This window comes from Nitrosomonas nitrosa (assembly GCF_003051105.1).
Lineage (GTDB): Bacteria > Pseudomonadota > Gammaproteobacteria > Burkholderiales > Nitrosomonadaceae > Nitrosomonas > Nitrosomonas nitrosa.
Genome location: NZ_QAOO01000008.1, coordinates 126,616 through 144,438 on the forward strand (window position 1 = coordinate 126,616; position 17,823 = coordinate 144,438).

General features: G+C 45.0%; 8 protein-coding genes, 2 tRNA genes and 3 rRNA genes. 9 read left to right on the forward strand and 4 right to left on the reverse strand.

The window, feature by feature from the left end; all coding sequences use genetic code 11:
• Positions 1-2: 2 nt before the first annotated feature.
• On the reverse strand, positions 3-1,394 hold the full coding sequence (locus tag C8R30_RS06260; RefSeq protein ID WP_090668116.1) for a DUF2868 domain-containing protein: 1,392 nt from the start codon (positions 1,392-1,394) through the stop codon (positions 3-5).
• A gap of 228 nt (positions 1,395-1,622) precedes the next feature.
• On the opposite strand from C8R30_RS06260, the gene C8R30_RS06265 reads away from it, so the two are divergent.
• A complete protein-coding gene (locus C8R30_RS06265) occupies positions 1,623-2,330 on the forward strand; it encodes a type 1 glutamine amidotransferase (RefSeq protein WP_090668113.1) in 708 nt (235 codons plus the stop codon).
• Between the two features lie 78 nt (positions 2,331-2,408).
• On the opposite strand, the gene glgB is transcribed toward C8R30_RS06265, so the two are convergent.
• Positions 2,409-4,619 carry a 1,4-alpha-glucan branching protein GlgB gene (glgB, locus tag C8R30_RS06270; protein ID WP_090668110.1) on the reverse strand — a complete coding sequence of 737 codons (2,211 nt, stop codon included), beginning with the start codon at positions 4,617-4,619 and terminating at the stop codon, positions 2,409-2,411.
• A 273-nt stretch (positions 4,620-4,892) separates the two neighbouring features.
• Between glgB and glgC the strand changes: the two genes are divergently transcribed.
• The 8 genes from glgC to rrf all read left to right on the forward strand — a co-directional run bounded on the left by glgC (position 4,893) and on the right by rrf (position 15,518).
• Complete coding sequence (glgC, locus tag C8R30_RS06275; RefSeq protein ID WP_090668107.1) at positions 4,893-6,137, forward strand: glucose-1-phosphate adenylyltransferase; 1,245 nt, start codon at positions 4,893-4,895, stop codon at positions 6,135-6,137.
• A 66-nt stretch (positions 6,138-6,203) separates the two neighbouring features.
• Positions 6,204-7,913, forward strand: coding sequence for a glycoside hydrolase family 57 protein (locus C8R30_RS06280; RefSeq protein WP_107789775.1), 1,710 nt, complete (start codon positions 6,204-6,206; stop codon positions 7,911-7,913).
• A gap of 130 nt (positions 7,914-8,043) precedes the next feature.
• Positions 8,044-10,062 (forward strand): alpha-amylase/4-alpha-glucanotransferase domain-containing protein, encoded by a 2,019-nt coding sequence (locus tag C8R30_RS06285; protein WP_107789776.1) that lies wholly within the window; start codon positions 8,044-8,046, stop codon positions 10,060-10,062.
• A gap of 380 nt (positions 10,063-10,442) precedes the next feature.
• Positions 10,443-11,980: ribosomal RNA gene (locus C8R30_RS06290) — 16S ribosomal RNA — on the forward strand.
• Between the two features lie 104 nt (positions 11,981-12,084).
• Positions 12,085-12,161: transfer RNA gene (locus C8R30_RS06295), tRNA-Ile, on the forward strand.
• A 4-nt stretch (positions 12,162-12,165) separates the two neighbouring features.
• Positions 12,166-12,241, forward strand: a tRNA-Ala gene (locus C8R30_RS06300).
• Between the two features lie 166 nt (positions 12,242-12,407).
• Positions 12,408-15,324 (forward strand): 23S ribosomal RNA (locus tag C8R30_RS06305).
• An 81-nt stretch (positions 15,325-15,405) separates the two neighbouring features.
• A 5S ribosomal RNA gene (rrf, locus tag C8R30_RS06310) occupies positions 15,406-15,518 on the forward strand.
• Together the 16S, 23S and 5S rRNA genes with 2 tRNA genes alongside form the textbook arrangement of a ribosomal RNA operon.
• Positions 15,519-16,052: 534 nt before the next feature.
• On the opposite strand, the gene C8R30_RS06315 is transcribed toward rrf, so the two are convergent.
• Both C8R30_RS06315 and C8R30_RS06320 read right to left on the reverse strand, forming a co-directional pair.
• A complete protein-coding gene (locus C8R30_RS06315) occupies positions 16,053-17,141 on the reverse strand; it encodes an acetyltransferase domain-containing protein (RefSeq protein WP_107783005.1) in 1,089 nt (362 codons plus the stop codon).
• A 62-nt stretch (positions 17,142-17,203) separates the two neighbouring features.
• Positions 17,204-17,746 carry a hypothetical protein gene (locus C8R30_RS06320; protein ID WP_338065849.1) on the reverse strand — a complete coding sequence of 181 codons (543 nt, stop codon included), beginning with the start codon at positions 17,744-17,746 and terminating at the stop codon, positions 17,204-17,206.
• Positions 17,747-17,823 lie beyond the last annotated feature (77 nt).

Sequence of the window (17,823 nt, forward strand, 5' to 3'; positions counted from 1 at the left end):
GTTCACTGAATGATGACGTGTTCAGCAGGAATAGCGCATGTCTCTGCTGTGCGGAACCAGGCGAGCTTTCGTGTCTCCGCGACAGGAATGGCGGCACGGCTGCGTAGTAAAATCAACCAAGCTTCTCCCGGACCACTGGCGATTAATTCTCTGATAGTGCGCTGAACGCCTCTGTCGGGAAGCCGGTGCGCAGCTACGCCAATTAGTAGAGGCCCATTGAATCTTTTAATTTTATCAGTGGCCTCTGCAAAGGATGTTTGGTCGATGACATTCTCGCTGCACTGTAGCCCATCAGGCCAAATGATGTGATCATCGAGTTCGATTCCAACGGCAAGTATATTTTGAGGCATTCCCCCGCTGGTTTGTTGAAGGGCGGGGATTGTATGTGCGGATGCGATTTGGGGGTCTGCGTCGATGACGCTCGATTCAAACTCGTGTGCCATCAATCGCTGCCGCAGCGTAACGTAATAGGGCAAATAAAGATCGAGCTTGAATCGACGCTCTGCTAGTTGTTGCATCAAACTGGAAAGCATAAGTAAGAAGAGGCGGGGTAATATGCCATAGAGTAGCAGCGTCCCCAGCAAAAATTTGGCCCAAGCACTTCGGGTTTCTGCATCTTGTGCTGCAGCGCCTACCCGGCTTGCTGCAATTTGGTAGCTATCGGGAGGGATTAAGCCAAAAATTTCCATGGGCCTGCTCAACCAAAGTGTTAGCTGTGGAAGACTGCTTTCCGGCAATAATGTGGTGCCCCAAATAAAATCGTATTGCTTTGCCATCATCAGTAATATCAGCAAGGCCAAACCGGTCGTAAGATAGGTCAACCAGAAGAGATGAGTAAGTACGCTGATTCGCCATTTACCGATTGCACCGGTTAAACACGTTTCCCACCAGCCCCGTGCTGCGAGGGAAGCAATCGAGTCGCTTTCCTTTTCTTTGTAGCGGTAGGGTAACCAGCAAGCAAGCTGAGCGACTACGCCAGCGCTTAGGCTCTGTAAATTGAGCGAAATACCCATGACCCATAGCACAATAGAAATAAAATTGAAACCGAGTAAGACGGCTAACAGCCAGTAAATATTCAATGTTGCCGATTCACCGACTGCATTGGCTGCCGCCAATGCACCCAGAATGGCAGCGATGACCAAGCTTATCCGACGCGCACGAACAAATAAGCTTTGAGGGTGTTGCAGTACTCTAGTTAAAGCGTTATCTTGAATCAGCCGCCGAGCGCGAGTCGTTAGCCGCTTGAGAAAAGCGTGGTAGCTGAAATCAGAAGCCACGTGTGCTTCCATGTCGGCGATACTGGCGTACGATAGGGCTTCTGCCTTGCTCGTTTCAATATGGCGTAATTGCTCTAAGCGCACCAAATCTGTGAAAGTATTATTTTTGGGTGTCATAACGGTCGATTTCAAAAGCACAAAATAAGCCTATGGTTTTTTTCTGCATAGTAAACTGACAGTCGATGTCATAGAGCAAGCTGGCAATAGCTGATTGAAAATCAATTAGATTCGACAGAAATTAAGTGTGTTTCACTTTCTTATATAAAAATAATGCGAACGGAGAAAGGATTAAATTTGGCAAGCTACAATAAGCAGCAAAAACTCACTCTTTAGAAGATTATCGCTATGAAACCGGTTGCAATTATCAGGTTTTTTGATATCGAAGGCCCAGGCTATTTTGCCACATTTCTCGATAACAATCATATTCCTTGGCAGCTAATCCGCATTGACGAAGGGCAGGCTCTTCCTTCGAGCATAGCGCCATACAGCGGCTTGGTTTTGATGGGCGGTCCGATGAGTGTAAACGATAATCTACCGTGGATCGAGCCTTTGCTTTGCCTGATCAAGCAAGCAGTAGCTAGCGAAGTGCCGGTGTTGGGACATTGCTTGGGTGGCCAACTCATGTCAAAAGCACTGGGTGGCACCGTTGAAACCGGACTCATCAAAGAGCTGGGTTGGGGAAGAGTAACAGTGACCGATCACCCCGTTGTTCAGGAATGGCTTGGTGAGATAAAAGAATTCGAGCCATTTCATTGGCATGGTGAAACCTTCTCGATACCAGCGAGCGCTACCCGGCTATTTTCCAATGTTTATTGCGAAAATCAAGCATTCGCATCAGGCATCCATCTCGGGATGCAATGTCATGTAGAAGTCACCGAGGATATGATCCGTAAATGGATTGAAGTCAATGCCGAAGAAATCGCAATAAACCGCTCGAGTCCCGCTGTGCAAGCTGCGGAGGAAATGCTTGCTGATCTGCCATCCCGTTTGCCACAATTAAAAGCGGTCGCTGATCGATTGTACGGTAAGTGGATCAGTGCACTAAAATATTGAGTGTGTTTAAGCGGAGGCCGATAGTTTTTCTTTCGGTAAGCTTGACAAATTCAGTACAAATAATCAGTAATGATATGATCAGTCATCCTTAGGCGCCAGGATAATCCCGGCTAACGGCGGAAGCGTGACGAGGAGAGAGTCCGGAAATTCTAACCAAGGTTCACCAATCGTGCTGATCCACCCACTATTGCCTATGTTGCTACCACCATAATAAATAGAGTCGCTGTTAAAAATTTCGAGATAGGCACCCCCCTTGGGGACACCGATTCGATACGTCATACGCGGCACAGGCGTGAAATTGAGTACGATCAGTCTAAATGAGCCGTCTTGCGCGCGCCGCAGGTAGCTGATTACGGATTGATCTGCATCGTGACAGTCAATCCAGCCAAATCCTTCAGGGAAAAAATCCAGCTGATGCAATGCGGGTGTAGCCATATAAAGATGATTCAGATCGCGTAATGCCATTTGCACACCACGATGGAATGTGTCGTCAAGTAAATCCCAGTCAAGCGCTTGGTTGACTTGCCACTCATGCGCATGACCGAACTCATTGCCCATGAAATTGAGTTTCTTGCCTGGACAAGTCATTTGATAAGTCAACAACAAACGCAGGTTAGCAAACCTTTGCCAGCGATCACCCGGCATTTTTGCGAGTAGAGAACCTTTTCCATGTACGACTTCGTCGTGTGAGAGGGGTAGCACAAAATTTTCAGTATAGGCATAAAGTTGGTTGAATGTGAGCTGGTTATGATGGTAGCGTCGATAAATTGCATCTTGTCTCAAATAGGTCAGGGTATCATTCATCCATCCCATGTTCCATTTCATTGAAAACCCCAAGCCACCGACATAAGTCGGACGTGATACTGCTGGCCAGGCAGTCGATTCTTCCGCAATGGTTAACGCGCCCGGAAATTCTTCGTGCACCATAATATTGAGATCACGCAAAAAATCGATTGCATCGAGATTTTCCCGTCCGCCGAATTTATTGGGCAACCATTCTCCTGATTTGCGTGAATAATCGAGATAAAGCATCGAGGCGACCGCATCGACGCGCAATCCGTCCAGATGAAATTCATTTAACCAATAATGGGCGCTTGATAGTAAAAACGATTTCACTTCGTTACGCCCATAGTTAAAAATAAAGGTTCCCCAATCATGATGAAACCCTAGGCGAGGATCCTCATGTTCATAAAGGGCGGTACCATCGAAACGCGCCAAGGAGAACGCATCCTGGGGAAAGTGTGCGGGCACCCAATCGAGAATCACTCCGATGTTCGCTTCATGACAGGCGTTTACAAAAAATTTGAAATCCTCTGGTAAGCCAAAACGACTGGTGACAGCAAAATACCCTGTTGTTTGATAGCCCCATGATTCATCGAGCGGATGCTCCGATATCGGCAACAATTCAATATGGGAATAACCCATATCTAACAGGTAGGGGATAAGCTGTTGAGCAAGTTCTCGGTAGCTATAAAACCGTCCATCGGGGTGGCGTTTCCATGACCCCGCATGCACTTCATAAATATTTAAGGGTGCCCGTAGCCAATCCCATGCAGCACGCTTTTGCATCCAAGCGTCATCTTGCCAAGCAAAATGATCTTCTAACGGGGTATAAGCCGCGTTGTTGGGACGCAGTTCATGAAAATTTGCATAGGGGTCGGTTTTTAGGAAGACTTCGCCGGTATAACGATTTCTAATTTCGTATTTGTAAAGTTGCTTACTAGGAAGATCAGGAATGAATAACTCCCAGACACCACTTTGGTGATGCACCGACATGGGATGAACGCGCCCATCCCACCGATTGAAATTACCGACCACGCTGACACGTTCCGCATTCGGTGCCCAGACGGCAAAACGAGTACCAGTAACCCCTTTTATGGTCACTAAATGTGCACCGAGGGTTTGATAACTTTGACGTAAACTACCTTCATTGAACAAATACAAATCGTGATCCGAGATTTGCAAGGGGAACGCATAAGGGTCATGTAATTCACGCAAGATAACGGTCTCCTGCTGAGTGTACTCCTCGATCCGAAGTAGATAGGGCCAAGGAAGGGGTGTTTTTCCATGCCACTCAAAAATGCCTTCTTCATGGACTAGCGGCATTGTCTCGAAGCCATTTGATGTTTGAACCCAAGCATTTTTTGCATGGGGTTGGAATATCCTTATGAATTCGCCGTCTTGAACGCTATGCCGGCCTAAATAGGCGAACGGATCGTGTAAGCGTGCGGAGAGAAGCGCTTTTTGCAATGAATTAACTTGTTGGCTATAAACGAGTTCAGATTTCATAAGCTTAAATTGCCATGAACGCCCTGTGTGGAACAATGCGCCTGGAAATGATAATTAAGATCAAGTAAGATGAGATCACAGTGAACGCAAAAGATTGCATTTTATTGCTTCTATTTTAGAGTGAAGTAGCATGAAGTGGTAAATATGTAATACATTTGATGGATTATTTTATTCAGCGTGCCTCGTGGCTTACTTTTCTGTCGAAGAGCGCGTGCTACTTTTTCCATATAAGGAAATGAGATAGAGCGGTATTTCAGGATTGGGAGATAATCAATGCTTACACGTAACACGCTTGCGCTAATCCTTGCTGGAGGGCGAGGCAGCCGATTGCATCAATTGACTGATTGGCGGGCTAAGCCGGCGGTACCATTTGGTGGTAAATTTCGTATCATCGATTTCCCTCTTTCCAATTGCGTTAATTCCGGTGTGCGGCGTATTGGGGTCGTGACGCAATACAAAGCGCAAAGCCTGATTCGTCATATCCAGCGCGGCTGGAGTTTTCTTGATGGCCGTTTCAAAGAGTATGTCGAGCTTTTTCCAGCGCAGCAGCGCACTGAAGAGACTTGGTATCAAGGTACAGCGGATGCGGTTTTTCAGAATCTTGATATTTTGCGTGATCATGATCCTAACCATGTATTGATTTTGGGGGGCGATCATGTTTATAAAATGGATTACAGCAGAATGCTGGTTGAACATGCAGATCGAGGCGCCGATATTACTGTCGCTTGTGCAGAAGTTCCGCTAGAGGAAGCAACGGCCTTCGGCGTTATGGCTGTTAATGATAAATGGCTTGTCACTGATTTCACAGAGAAACCGGCAAATCCTGCGCCTATGCCTGGTCAATCAGATCGTGCATTGGTGAGTATGGGTATTTATCTGTTCAATGCTTCCTTTTTATTTGAGCAACTGATTCGTGATCATGATGATCATCAGTCATCGCATGATTTTGGTAAGGATTTGATCCCTTATCTTGTCAACCATCATCGTGTCTATGCGCATCGCTACCCGAGTAGTTGTGTCAATATGGCTGCGGGTGTTCCCTACTGGCGCGATGTGGGCACTATAGATGCCTACTGGGAAGCCAATATCGATCTGACTAAAGTGACGCCTGATCTCAATCTGTACGATGAAGATTGGCCGATCTGGACTTACCAGGAACAGCTGCCACCCGCTAAATTTGTTTTTGACGATGATAATCGACGGGGGCAAGCGCTGGATTCGATGGTTTCGGGAGGCTGCATTATCAGCGGCGCAACAATACGACGTTCACTATTGTTCTCCAATGTTCAGGTTCGAAGTTACGGGATTGTTGAGGATTCAGTGATTTTGCCGAATGTGGATATCGGTCGGCATGCGCACCTGCGACGTGTTGTCATCGAAAAAAATTGTATTATTCCAGAAGGACTGAAAGTTGGATTCAATTTGGAAGAAGACAGTAAGCGGTTTTACGTCACTAAGAAAGGCATAACCCTAATTACACCAGAAATGCTTGGACAATGTATCCATCAGGTTCGATAAAAGGGTGGCATATTCGGATTAAAGTGGGTTAATTTCCTGGATGACATACAAAATAATGGCACAACCATGAACCCCATAAATCTCGTGTTGCTATGGCATATGCACCAGCCGGATTATCGAGATCATGAAACGGGCGAATTTTTGCTGCCATGGGTATATCTCCACGCGATCAAAGACTATACCGATATGGCGCATCACCTCGAGAGCCATCCGCGTATCAAAGTGGTAATTAATTTTGTACCGGTATTGCTGGATCAACTTGAAGATTATATCCAGCAATTTGCACAGGGAGAAATACGGGATCCCCTGCTGCGACTACTTTCTAAACCGGATCTGAATTTGATTACAGCTAAAGAGCGTGCTTATATTTTAGATAGCTGCTTCCGAAGTAATCACACGACTATGTTGGAGCCTTATCCCGCTTATCGCCATCTGCGTGACCTTTATGCGATGTTGAGAGAGCAGGGTGATAAGGATTTAATGTATGTTTCTGATCAATACATTGCTGATTTATTAACATGGTACCACCTTGCATGGACTGGCGAGAGTGTGCGCCGGAGTCATGCGATTGTGGTGCAGCTCATGACACAAGGTAAAAATTTCAGTTTTGCGGATCGGATGCAGTTATTCAATCTGATTGGGGAGCTTATTCAAGATTTGATTCCACGTTACCGTAAGCTGGCAGCGTCAGGTCAAATCGAGTTGTCTATCACTCCTCATTATCATCCACTGGCACCACTCCTCATAGATTTTTCTTCGGCTCGAGATAGTGAGCCGAATGCTGTTTTACCCTCAAGTGCTGCATACCCGGGAGGACGGGAACGCGTTGTATTCCATTTGGAGTCAAGCATCACTAGTCATCAGCAGCGTTTCAATGTCGAGCCAACAGGTATATGGCCTGCTGAAGGTGCCATTTCAACCGCTTTATTGAATATCTTGATGGAATCAGGTTGTCGGTGGAGCGCGAGTGGCGAAAGCGTTTTGGTTAACAGCCTGCGTAAATCGAATCCAGATCAATTCTTGCCAGACCGCAATCAATATCTTTATCGACCTTATCAAATAGCTGATAAAGATAAAAGTATATTGTGTTTTTTTCGAGATGATAAATTATCCGATATGATCGGTTTTGAGTACTCGAAATGGTTTGGACGTGACGCGGCAGAGCATTTTGTTTATACGATCGAAAAGATTCGGCAAGAAGCACAATCGATTGAAAATCAGATTGTGAGTGTAATTCTGGATGGAGAAAATGCATGGGAATCATATCCGTATAATGGTTACTATTTTCTTAATGATCTTTATGAATTGCTGAGTAACCACCCTCATATTCAAACAACTACTTACCAAGACTATATCGATAATCACAATTTTTCGCGAACCGAAATCAAAGTGTTACCGGCAGTAGCTGCAGGAAGCTGGGTTTATGGTACATTTTCTACATGGATTGGCGATCACGATAAAAATCTTGCGTGGGATCTGTTGTGTGCTGCGAAACAGAGCTATGATTTAGTAATGAAGAGTGGACGATTAACAGACCAAGAGATGAGGTTGGCGGAGCTACAACTTGCTTCATGTGAAAGCTCAGATTGGTTTTGGTGGTTAGGTGATTATAATTCACCACAGGCTGTTGCTAGTTTTGACCGGCTATTCCGTAAAAATCTTTCTAATCTTTATCGCTTGCTGAAGTTACCCGTCCCAGCGGTCGTACTTGAACCTATCAGTCATGGTGTAGGTAGAGGTGCTGGCTTAAATGAAACAATGCGGCGATCTTCTTAAGCCAAGCCTTATGAATATGATTGGAAATTTAAATAAATCAGCTATCGATAACCCAATGCCAGCAAGGAATTTAAAAAGGGTGTTCCGTTGATTAATAATCGAGTAATCCAACGCATATGAGTGAATATTAGTGGCATCTCAGTCTGTTTCTTTACTTTTTGGTGTTCATGCGCACCAACCAATTGGTAATTTTACCGAGGTTTTGGTAGACGCCCATTTGCGTTGTTACCAACCTTTCTTGCATGTTTTATCTCGTTTCCCAGAATTTAAATTTGCGCTTCATTTTTCTGGGTGGTTGCTCGATTTTTTGTTTGAGCATTATCCAGATGATATGGCTTTATTGCGTGAGATGGTTGAACGTGGACAAGTGGAGCTTTTCAGTGCAGGAGAAACTGAACCAGTATTGGCCGTCATTCCTAATCGAGACCGTATCGGACAAATCGAAACTTTTTCAAAGAAATTAGAAAAGAAGCTGGGACAGTATCCGCAAGGCGCATGGCTTACTGAACGAGTTTGGGAATCAACAGTAGTACCTGCTCTGGTAGATTGTGGCATACGCTATGCAATCGTTGACGACTATCATTTTATTTGTGCCGGAAAAACCAAGGATGAGCTTATCGGTTACTTTACAACGGAAGAAGACGCAAGGACCTTAGATCTCTTTCCTATTTCTGAAATACTTCGTTATAGATTGCCTTTTTCTCCAGCGCATGAGGCAGTAGCGTATATCGAATCGTTAGCTGAAAGTTCAGCAAATAATAGGCAAGCGGCAGCAATCTATTTTGATGACATAGAAAAATTCGGCATTTGGCCAGAAACCTATCAATGGGTGTATGAAAGAGGGTGGCTTGAGCAGTTCATTCAAGGTGTACTCGCTTCTTCTAAAATCATTCCAAGACATTATCGTGATTATCATGCGTCTGAGAAAACACGTGGCGTAATATATCTTCCGACTACTTCCTATATCGAAATGAATGAGTGGACGTTGCCGGCAGAGCCAGCTAATGCTTATGCTAGCCTGGTCCAGCAAGCAAAATCAGCCGGTTGGTATGAACATAGTAAATCATTTTTACGAGGAGGAATCTGGAAAAATTTTTTTTCACGCTATCCAGAATCGAACTGGATGCATAAACGTATGTTAACGCTTTCTGCGCGCTTTGCCGCTTTGCCGGTGAATCAGCGTACAGATGAAATGCGGCAAAAGCTTTATGCGTCACAAGCCAATGACGCATATTGGCATGGTTTATTCGGTGGGTTATATCTTCCCCATTTGCGGCGGGCGATATATAGCAACATCGTTGAGTTGGAGGCATTGTTGGATAGTTGTGTGTCGCGACCCACTTTTTTTATCGAAGATACCGATTTAGATGGTGTGGATGAGGCCTATCTGCATAATAAAAACCTTCAAGCTGTCGTTAAGCTTGATGGAAGTGCCAGTGTCTGCGAGTTAGATGCCTATCATCTCAGGCATAATTTTGGCGATACCTTGCGTCGTCAAACTGAGCATTACCATTGCAGGGTACATCAGGGTGCGCATAATTTTCCTAAGCACAATGATGCAGGTATCGCTTCAGCGCATGATCGAATTGATCTTAAGCAGCAAATAGTGTCATCCGATTTAACTGTGGACAATCGTGCGCAAAGCGTATTTATTGATGAATTCAATGGAATGCCGATAATTTATCAGCTTGAGTCACACGACAGCAGTTCTGTCCGTTTTTTGTCGACTGTTGATCAAGGGTCAATCGTTAAAGAGCTGAAGTTATCTGAAAATAATTTATCAGTTGCCTATAGCTTGTCTGGAGAATTGACCGGCTCAATTGCATGCGAAATTAGTTTGGCGATGCCTAGCTGTGATGGCGTAGGCGGGCGTTATATTAAAAACGGTGTGGAAGTGCTAGGTGGATTTGGTCAGAATTTTGATCTCGATGAGCTGACAAATATCACATTAGACGATATCGTGTTGCAGGGTGCGCTAATTTTGCGCATATCAGAACCGGTAAAATTGCAAGCCAATCCGCATTTCTCGGTTTCTCAATCAGAGGGTGGCGTTGAAAAAATTATGCAGGCAGTAAAATTAAAACTAATTTGGCCAGTATCGATTAAGAAATTAAAGATTGTTTTGGAGGTTGACGATAAATCAAAATAACACGGCCTCAATTAAACGAATCGAGGCCAATCCATTATTTTCTTGTTCAAGATATAAAAAAACATAACCGCTATATTCTTATGATATCGCTAGATTATTCTGCTTCTTGCGATCAATGCATAACAAGAATTTAAAAATTTATTTGTAAATATCTTGACCGGAATATTTCAATCTGTATAATGCACATCTCTCGACGCTTGAGGGGTAACAAAAACCGAAAGCGACATGATCTTTAAAAATAAACAACCAATAAATGTAGGCGTTTGGTAAAGAATTAATTAGATCGTTGATCGAAGTTAATTAGTAACCATTTCAAAAAGGTATTAATTTACATCAGCTATTTTAAGTGTAAATTAATAGTCAAGCAAAGAATTAAGATTAAACTGAAGAGTTTGATCCTGGCTCAGATTGAACGCTGGCGGCATGCTTTACACATGCAAGTCGAACGGCAGCACGGGGGCAACCCTGGTGGCGAGTGGCGAACGGGTGAGTAATACATCGGAACGTGTCTTAAAGAGGGGGATAACGCATCGAAAGATGTGCTAATACCGCATATTCTCTACGGAGGAAAGCAGGGGATCGCAAGACCTTGCGCTTTTTGAGCGGCCGATGCCTGATTAGCTAGTTGGTAAGGTAATGGCTTACCAAGGCAACGATCAGTAGCTGGTCTGAGAGGACGACCAGCCACACTGGGACTGAGACACGGCCCAGACTCCTACGGGAGGCAGCAGTGGGGAATTTTGGACAATGGGCGAAAGCCTGATCCAGCCATGCCGCGTGAGTGAAGAAGGCCTTCGGGTTGTAAAGCTCTTTCGGTCGGGAAGAAATAGTTGTGGCTAATATCCACAATGAATGACGGTACCGACATAAGAAGCACCGGCTAACTACGTGCCAGCAGCCGCGGTAATACGTAGGGTGCAAGCGTTAATCGGAATTATTGGGCGTAAAGGGTGCGCAGGCGGTTGTATAAGTCAGATGTGAAATCCCTGGGCTTAACCTAGGAATTGCGTTTGAAACTATATGACTAGAGTGTGACAGAGGGGAGTGGAATTCCATGTGTAGCAGTGAAATGCGTAGAGATGTGGAAGAACACCGATGGCGAAGGCAGCTCCCTGGGTTAACACTGACGCTCATGCACGAAAGCGTGGGGAGCAAACAGGATTAGATACCCTGGTAGTCCACGCCCTAAACGATGTCAACTAGTTGTCGGATCTATATAAAGATTAGGTAACGTAGCTAACGCGTGAAGTTGACCGCCTGGGAAGTACGGTCGCAAGATTAAAACTCAAAGGAATTGACGGGGACCCGCACAAGCGGTGGATTATGTGGATTAATTCGATGCAACGCGAAAAACCTTACCTACCCTTGACATGCTCGAAATTTCGCAGAGATGCGAAAGTGCCCGAAAGGGAATCGAGACACAGGTGCTGCATGGCTGTCGTCAGCTCGTGTCGTGAGATGTTGGGTTAAGTCCCGCAACGAGCGCAACCCTTGTCACTAATTGCCATCATTTAGTTGGGCACTTTAGTGAGACTGCCGGTGACAAACCGGAGGAAGGTGGGGATGACGTCAAGTCCTCATGGCCCTTATGGGTAGGGCTTCACACGTAATACAATGGCGCGTACAGAGGGTTGCCAACCTGCGAAGGGGAGCTAATCTCATAAAGCGCGTCGTAGTCCGGATCGGAGTCTGCAACTCGACTCCGTGAAGTCGGAATCGCTAGTAATCGCGGATCAGCATGTCGCGGTGAATACGTTCCCGGGTCTTGTACACACCGCCCGTCACACCATGGGAGTAATTTTCACCAGAAGCAAATAGTCTAACCGCAAGGAGGGCGTTTGCCACGGTGAGAGTTATGACTGGGGTGAAGTCGTAACAAGGTAGCCGTAGGGGAACCTGCGGCTGGATCACCTCCTTTCAAAATCACTAATTACCAAGCGCCTACAATTTATTGGTTGTTTAAAATCACGCAAAAGAATTTAATATCGTATCTTAAGGTTGTGCTAATAGAAGATCCTTAGTGGGTCTGTAGCTCAGTTGGTTAGAGCACACGCTTGATAAGCGTGGGGTCGGTGGTTCAAGTCCACCCAGACCCACCAAATAGGGGGTGTAGCTCAGCTGGGAGAGCACCTGCTTTGCAAGCAGGGGGTCATCGGTTCGATCCCGTTCACCTCCACCAATCAATCTGGCTGTTTCTGTTTGAGAAAATGGGGGCGATGTTAATTGTTTTTTTATTCTTGCGTTGGTTTTGCTCTTTAAAAATTTAAAAAAAGGTAGATTGTAATAATGAAATTCAAATTGAAGTTATTTGTATTTCATTGTAAATGAAGTTCTCAAAAATATAGGGTCAAGCGAATAAGTGCATGTGGTGGATGCCTTGGCGATTACAGGCGATGAAGGACGTGGAAGTCTGCGATAAGCTTCGGGGAGCTGACAAACAAGCTTTGATCCGGAGATTTCCGAATGGGGAAACCTGACTCTTGCTTACTTGGTTCTGCAAAGAATCAATTAAGCAAGAGTCGGCTTTAACTGAATATATAGGTTAAAAGTTGCGAACCTGATGAACTGAAACATCTAAGTAGTCAGAGGAAAAGAAATCAAAAGAGATTCCCAAAGTAGTGGCGAGCGAAATGGGAAGAGCCTTCAATCTTTAGCATCAAAATTAGTCAAATCTTCTGGAAAGTAGAACCATAGAGAGTGATAGTCTCGTAGGCGAAAATTTTGATGTGGAACTAGGGTTGAGATAAGTAGGGCGGAACACGTGAAATTCTGTCTGAAGATAGGGGGACCATCCTCTAAGGCTAAATACTCGTAATCGACCGATAGTGAACAAGTACCGTGAGGGAAAGGTGAAAAGAACCCCGGGAGGGGAGTGAAATAGATTCTGAAACCGCATGCATACAAACAGTGGGAGCTCCGTTAGGAGTGACTGCGTACCTTTTGTATAATGGGTCAGCGACTTACATTCAGTAGCAAGCTTAACCGAGTAGGGGAGGCGTAGCGAAAGCAAGTCTTAATAGGGCGATAAGTTGCTGGGTGTAGACCCGAAACCAGATGATCTACTCATGGCCAGGATGAAGCTAAGGTAACACTTCGTGGAGGTCCGAACCCACTAATGTTGAAAAATTAGGGGATGAGCTGTGAGTAGGGGTGAAAGGCTAAACAAATCTGGAGATAGCTGGTTCTCTCCGAAAACTATTTAGGTAGTGCCTCATGTATGATCTTTGGGGGTAGAGCACTGTTATGGCTAGGGGGTCATTGAGACTTACCAAACCATTGCAAACTCCGAATACCAAAGAGATTAAGCATGGGAGACAGACATCGGGTGCTAACGTTCGGTGTCGAGAGGGAAACAACCCAGACCCTCAGCTAAGGTCCCAAAGATATAGTTAAGTGGTAAACGAAGTGGGAAGGCATAGACAGTCAGGAGATTGGCTTAGAAGCAGCCATTCTTTAAAGAAAGCGTAATAGCTCACTGATCGAGTCGTCCTGCGCGGAAGATGTAACGGGGCTAAACTATACACCGAAGCTAGGGATTCGTATGTAAATACGAATGGTAGGAGAGCGTTCCGTAGGCCTGTGAAGGTGATTTGTAAAAATTGCTGGAGGTATCGGAAGTGCGAATGCTGACATGAGTAGCGATAAAGGAAGTGAAAAGCTTCCTCGCCGAAAACCCAAGGTTTCCTGTGCAACGTTAATCGACGCAGGGTGAGTCGGCCCCTAAGGTGAGGCAGAAATGCGTAACTGATGGGAAACTGGTTAATATTCCAGTACCTTTATATAATGCGATGCGGGGACGGAGAAGGTTAGCTCATCCAGGTGTTGGATATCCTGGTTCAAGCGTGTAGACATGCTGCTTAGGCAAATCCGGGCGGCTAAGTTGAGACGTGATAACGAAGCACTTTATGTGTGAAGTGAGTAATACCATGCTTCCAAGAAAAGCCGCTAAGCTTCAGTTATATAAAGACCGTACCGTAAACCGACACAGGTGGGTAGGATGAGAATTCTAAGGCGCTTGAGAGAACCCAGGAGAAGGAACTCGGCAAATTGACACCGTAACTTCGGGAGAAGGTGTGCCTTGAGTAAGTGAATCGTTTCGCACGAGGAGCTAAAAGAGGTTGCAATAAAAAGATGGCTGCGACTGTTTAATAAAAACACAGCACTCTGCAAACACGAAAGTGGACGTATAGGGTGTGACGCCTGCCCGGTGCCGGAAGGTTAAATGATGGGGTGAGAGCTCTTGATTGAAGCCCCGGTAAACGGCGGCCGTAACTATAACGGTCCTAAGGTAGCGAAATTCCTTGTCGGGTAAGTTCCGACCTGCACGAATGGCGTAACGATGGCCATACTGTCTCCTCCTGGGACTCAGCGAAGTTGAAATGTTTGTGAAGATGCAATCTACCCGCGGCTAGACGGAAAGACCCCGTGCACCTTTACTGTAGCTTTACATTGGATTTTGACAATACTTGTGTAGGATAGGTGGGAGGCTTTGAAGTGTGCTCGCTAGAGCACATGGAGCCGACGTTGAAATACCACCCTGGTGTTGTTAGAGTTCTAACCTAGGTCCATTATCTGGATCGGGGACCGTGTATGGTAGGCAGTTTGACTGGGGCGGTCTCCTCCCAAAGGGTAACGGAGGAGTGCGAAGGTACGCTAGGTACGGTCGGAAATCGTGCTGATAGTGCAATGGCAAAAGCGTGCTTAACTGCGAGACTGACAAGTCGAGCAGGTGCGAAAGCAGGTCATAGTGATCCGGTGGTTCTGTATGGAAGGGCCATCGCTCAACGGATAAAAGGTACGCCGGGGATAACAGGCTGATTCCTCCCAAGAGTTCATATCGACGGGGGAGTTTGGCACCTCGATGTCGGCTCATCACATCCTGGGGCTGTAGCCGGTCCCAAGGGTATGGCTGTTCGCCATTTAAAGTGGTACGTGAGCTGGGTTTAAAACGTCGTGAGACAGTTTGGTCCCTATCTGCCGTGGGCGCTGGAAATTTGAGTGGGGCTGCTCCTAGTACGAGAGGACCGGAGTGGACATACCTCTGGTGTACCGGTTATGACGCCAGTCGTATTGCCGGGTAGCTAAGTATGGAAGAGATAACCGCTGAAAGCATCTAAGCGGGAAACTTGCCACAAGATTAGATTTCCCGGGGATTTAATCCCCCTAAAGGCTCGTTGAAGACTACAACGTTGATAGGTCGGATGTGGAAGCATAGTAATATGTTAAGCTAACCGATACTAATTGGCCGTGAGGCTTGATCCTATAATTTTGAGAATTATATTTAACAGATAACAGTCTATTTAAAATGGCTTTCCATGGGGAAAGCCATTTATACAGGTTATGCTTGGCGGCAATAGCGCTTTGGAACCACCTCTTCCCATTCCGAACAGAACCGTGAAACGAAGTAGCGCCGATGATAGTGTGTAATCGCATGTGAAAGTAGGTCACCGCCAAGCTCTTATATTTGAAATAAGTAATTTCTTATTAGTGTATATAAGAAAATTACATAAAAATAAATCCATTGATGTTGGATTTATTTACCTCAGAACTAATATAAATTGCTCGAAAATACATCAATACCGAGTAATTTATATCTAATTTTCATTGCTATTATAGCAACCAATATTCTACCTATTTGTTATCCAGTTTCATGGATAATATCAGTAACTTCATCTTCACTATAATTGAAATATTGTCACTTTACATCGGTAAATTGATTGAGAATGCCGGTATAAAGATGATTAATATTTCCTTTCACCTACCCGTAGTAACTATCATATTTTTACCCTTGTTAATAAAAGAATAAAATTATCTCCAAAAGTGCTGTGATACTCTGCTGCTGATCAAGAGCAGAAATACTTATCGTTAGTTATAACACCGTACCCCTCTGTGCTCCTCTTTATTTACGATGAGAGCAATAAGAATGTTGGCGTGATGAATCTGATAGAGTTGTGCTCAAACTAAAATAAAACTTGATGTAGCCAAGCGCTTTATACAAATCGCAGTAAGCTGTTAGGAAAGCGCCATTTCACTACTCGATAAAAATAACATAGAGGATAAAGCACAATCAGGGTAATAGCCGCAGCCAAGAATGCTTGCGCTAATTCGCCGCGCGCCAGTAATAAAGTTAATAATTCTAAAATTACAAAATGCATCAAGTAGAAGAAAAGTGCAGTTTGACCAAATACTAGCAGAGGACCATTTTGGCGAACACCGATCTTCGTTTTTAACCATATTAAAAATGCTAAGATCAGCATCATTAGTCCTAGCTCTAATGTTATATAGGAAATACTCGGTGGGTACTTGCTAACATGCAGCCATTGTATAAGTGAATTATTTTCACGAAGCAATAGCATGTTTCCATAATCATTGAAACCGCGTACCAGTAAGAAGCAAGTTAGCAAAACTAAGCTGCAGAGCAGAAGTATACGCGTAACTGACAAGCTGGCTTCTGAACGATCACCTAGCCATTCACCAAAGACCCAACCTAACATCATTATCGATAACCATGGGATGGCTGGATAAAGTGCTGTAAAGGATTCGCTAAACCACGGCGCAAAAGTTAGTGATAATAATAGAGGTACCTCTCCCGGGGGTTGCCAGAAAAGTAGCGTAAAGGCTTCTCCACCAAAAATTAATAGCAATGCGCACAGCAAAAGTGTGCGTCTGCTTAAGTGATGAAGTAGCGTCATTAGCATCATGCTTACACCGATTGCATAAAGTACTTGCAAATAAAGCTTTCCGGCTGCCAGTGAAAATACCACGATATCCAAAAGTGCGATAAATGCTCCCCGAATGAATAAATCAAGATCAATGTTTCTGTCACTCATGCCCTTTTCGCGCCGCTGTAGGATGCTGAGCGCCATAGCTGTTCCTGTTAGGAATACGAATGTCGGTGCACTCAGATGGGTTATCCAGCGCGCAAAAAACTGTTCAGTCACAAAGCTCGAACCCACGATATGCGATACGACGGTATCGCCAGCTACGCGCCCTTCATTAAAGAAAATTGATGCGTGGTCTAGTGCCATTAACACCATGACAATACCGCGCATCCAATCAATGGCAGCAATACGATTCATGTAATGTCTGTTCAGTACTGGGTGATGATTGAAATAAACAGTGCCTATACTTTATGAAAAAACTACATTCCTCCCGTTTCTCTGCCAAAGCGAGAAGCTTTGAGCGTGATATCGGCGCGTTCCCAAGCCTTCTTGAAGCGAGATTCAATGAGCGCTGCTGCCTGTTCGTTCTTTTGCTGTGCTTCTAGCGCCTGTAGCAGGCCAAATAATGCCCAACCGTTGTTGCGGTTACGCCTGAGATCTTCCCAAAATACGGTTTCTGCCTCGGCTGGACGTCCTGCTTCTAACAGAATTGTGCCCAGTGCAAGTCGCGGTGGAAAGTGCCATTCAGCGGGTTCGGTATAGACCAGGCCATCTTCCAAGCGGACAGCATGATCAAAATGTGCGATGGCCTCATCAAATTTTCCTTGTGCAGCAAGAATTTCACCTGACAATACTTCGGGGCCGATTGCTAATACAGCACGAGCTGTATTAGGCGAGAACAATGGTGAATCCAGTCCAGGCTCTTGCATGATCTTGCGTAGTGAAGCAAGCTCTTGCTCGGCAAGGTGTAATTGGTCCATTGCTACAAATGCAAGACCACGCACCAGGGTAAATTTGTTCACTAATCAATCATAATCAAATTCAGAAAGTTATTTAAAGATCTGGACAAAAGAGCACTTTCAGTGTAAAAAGTGCTCAT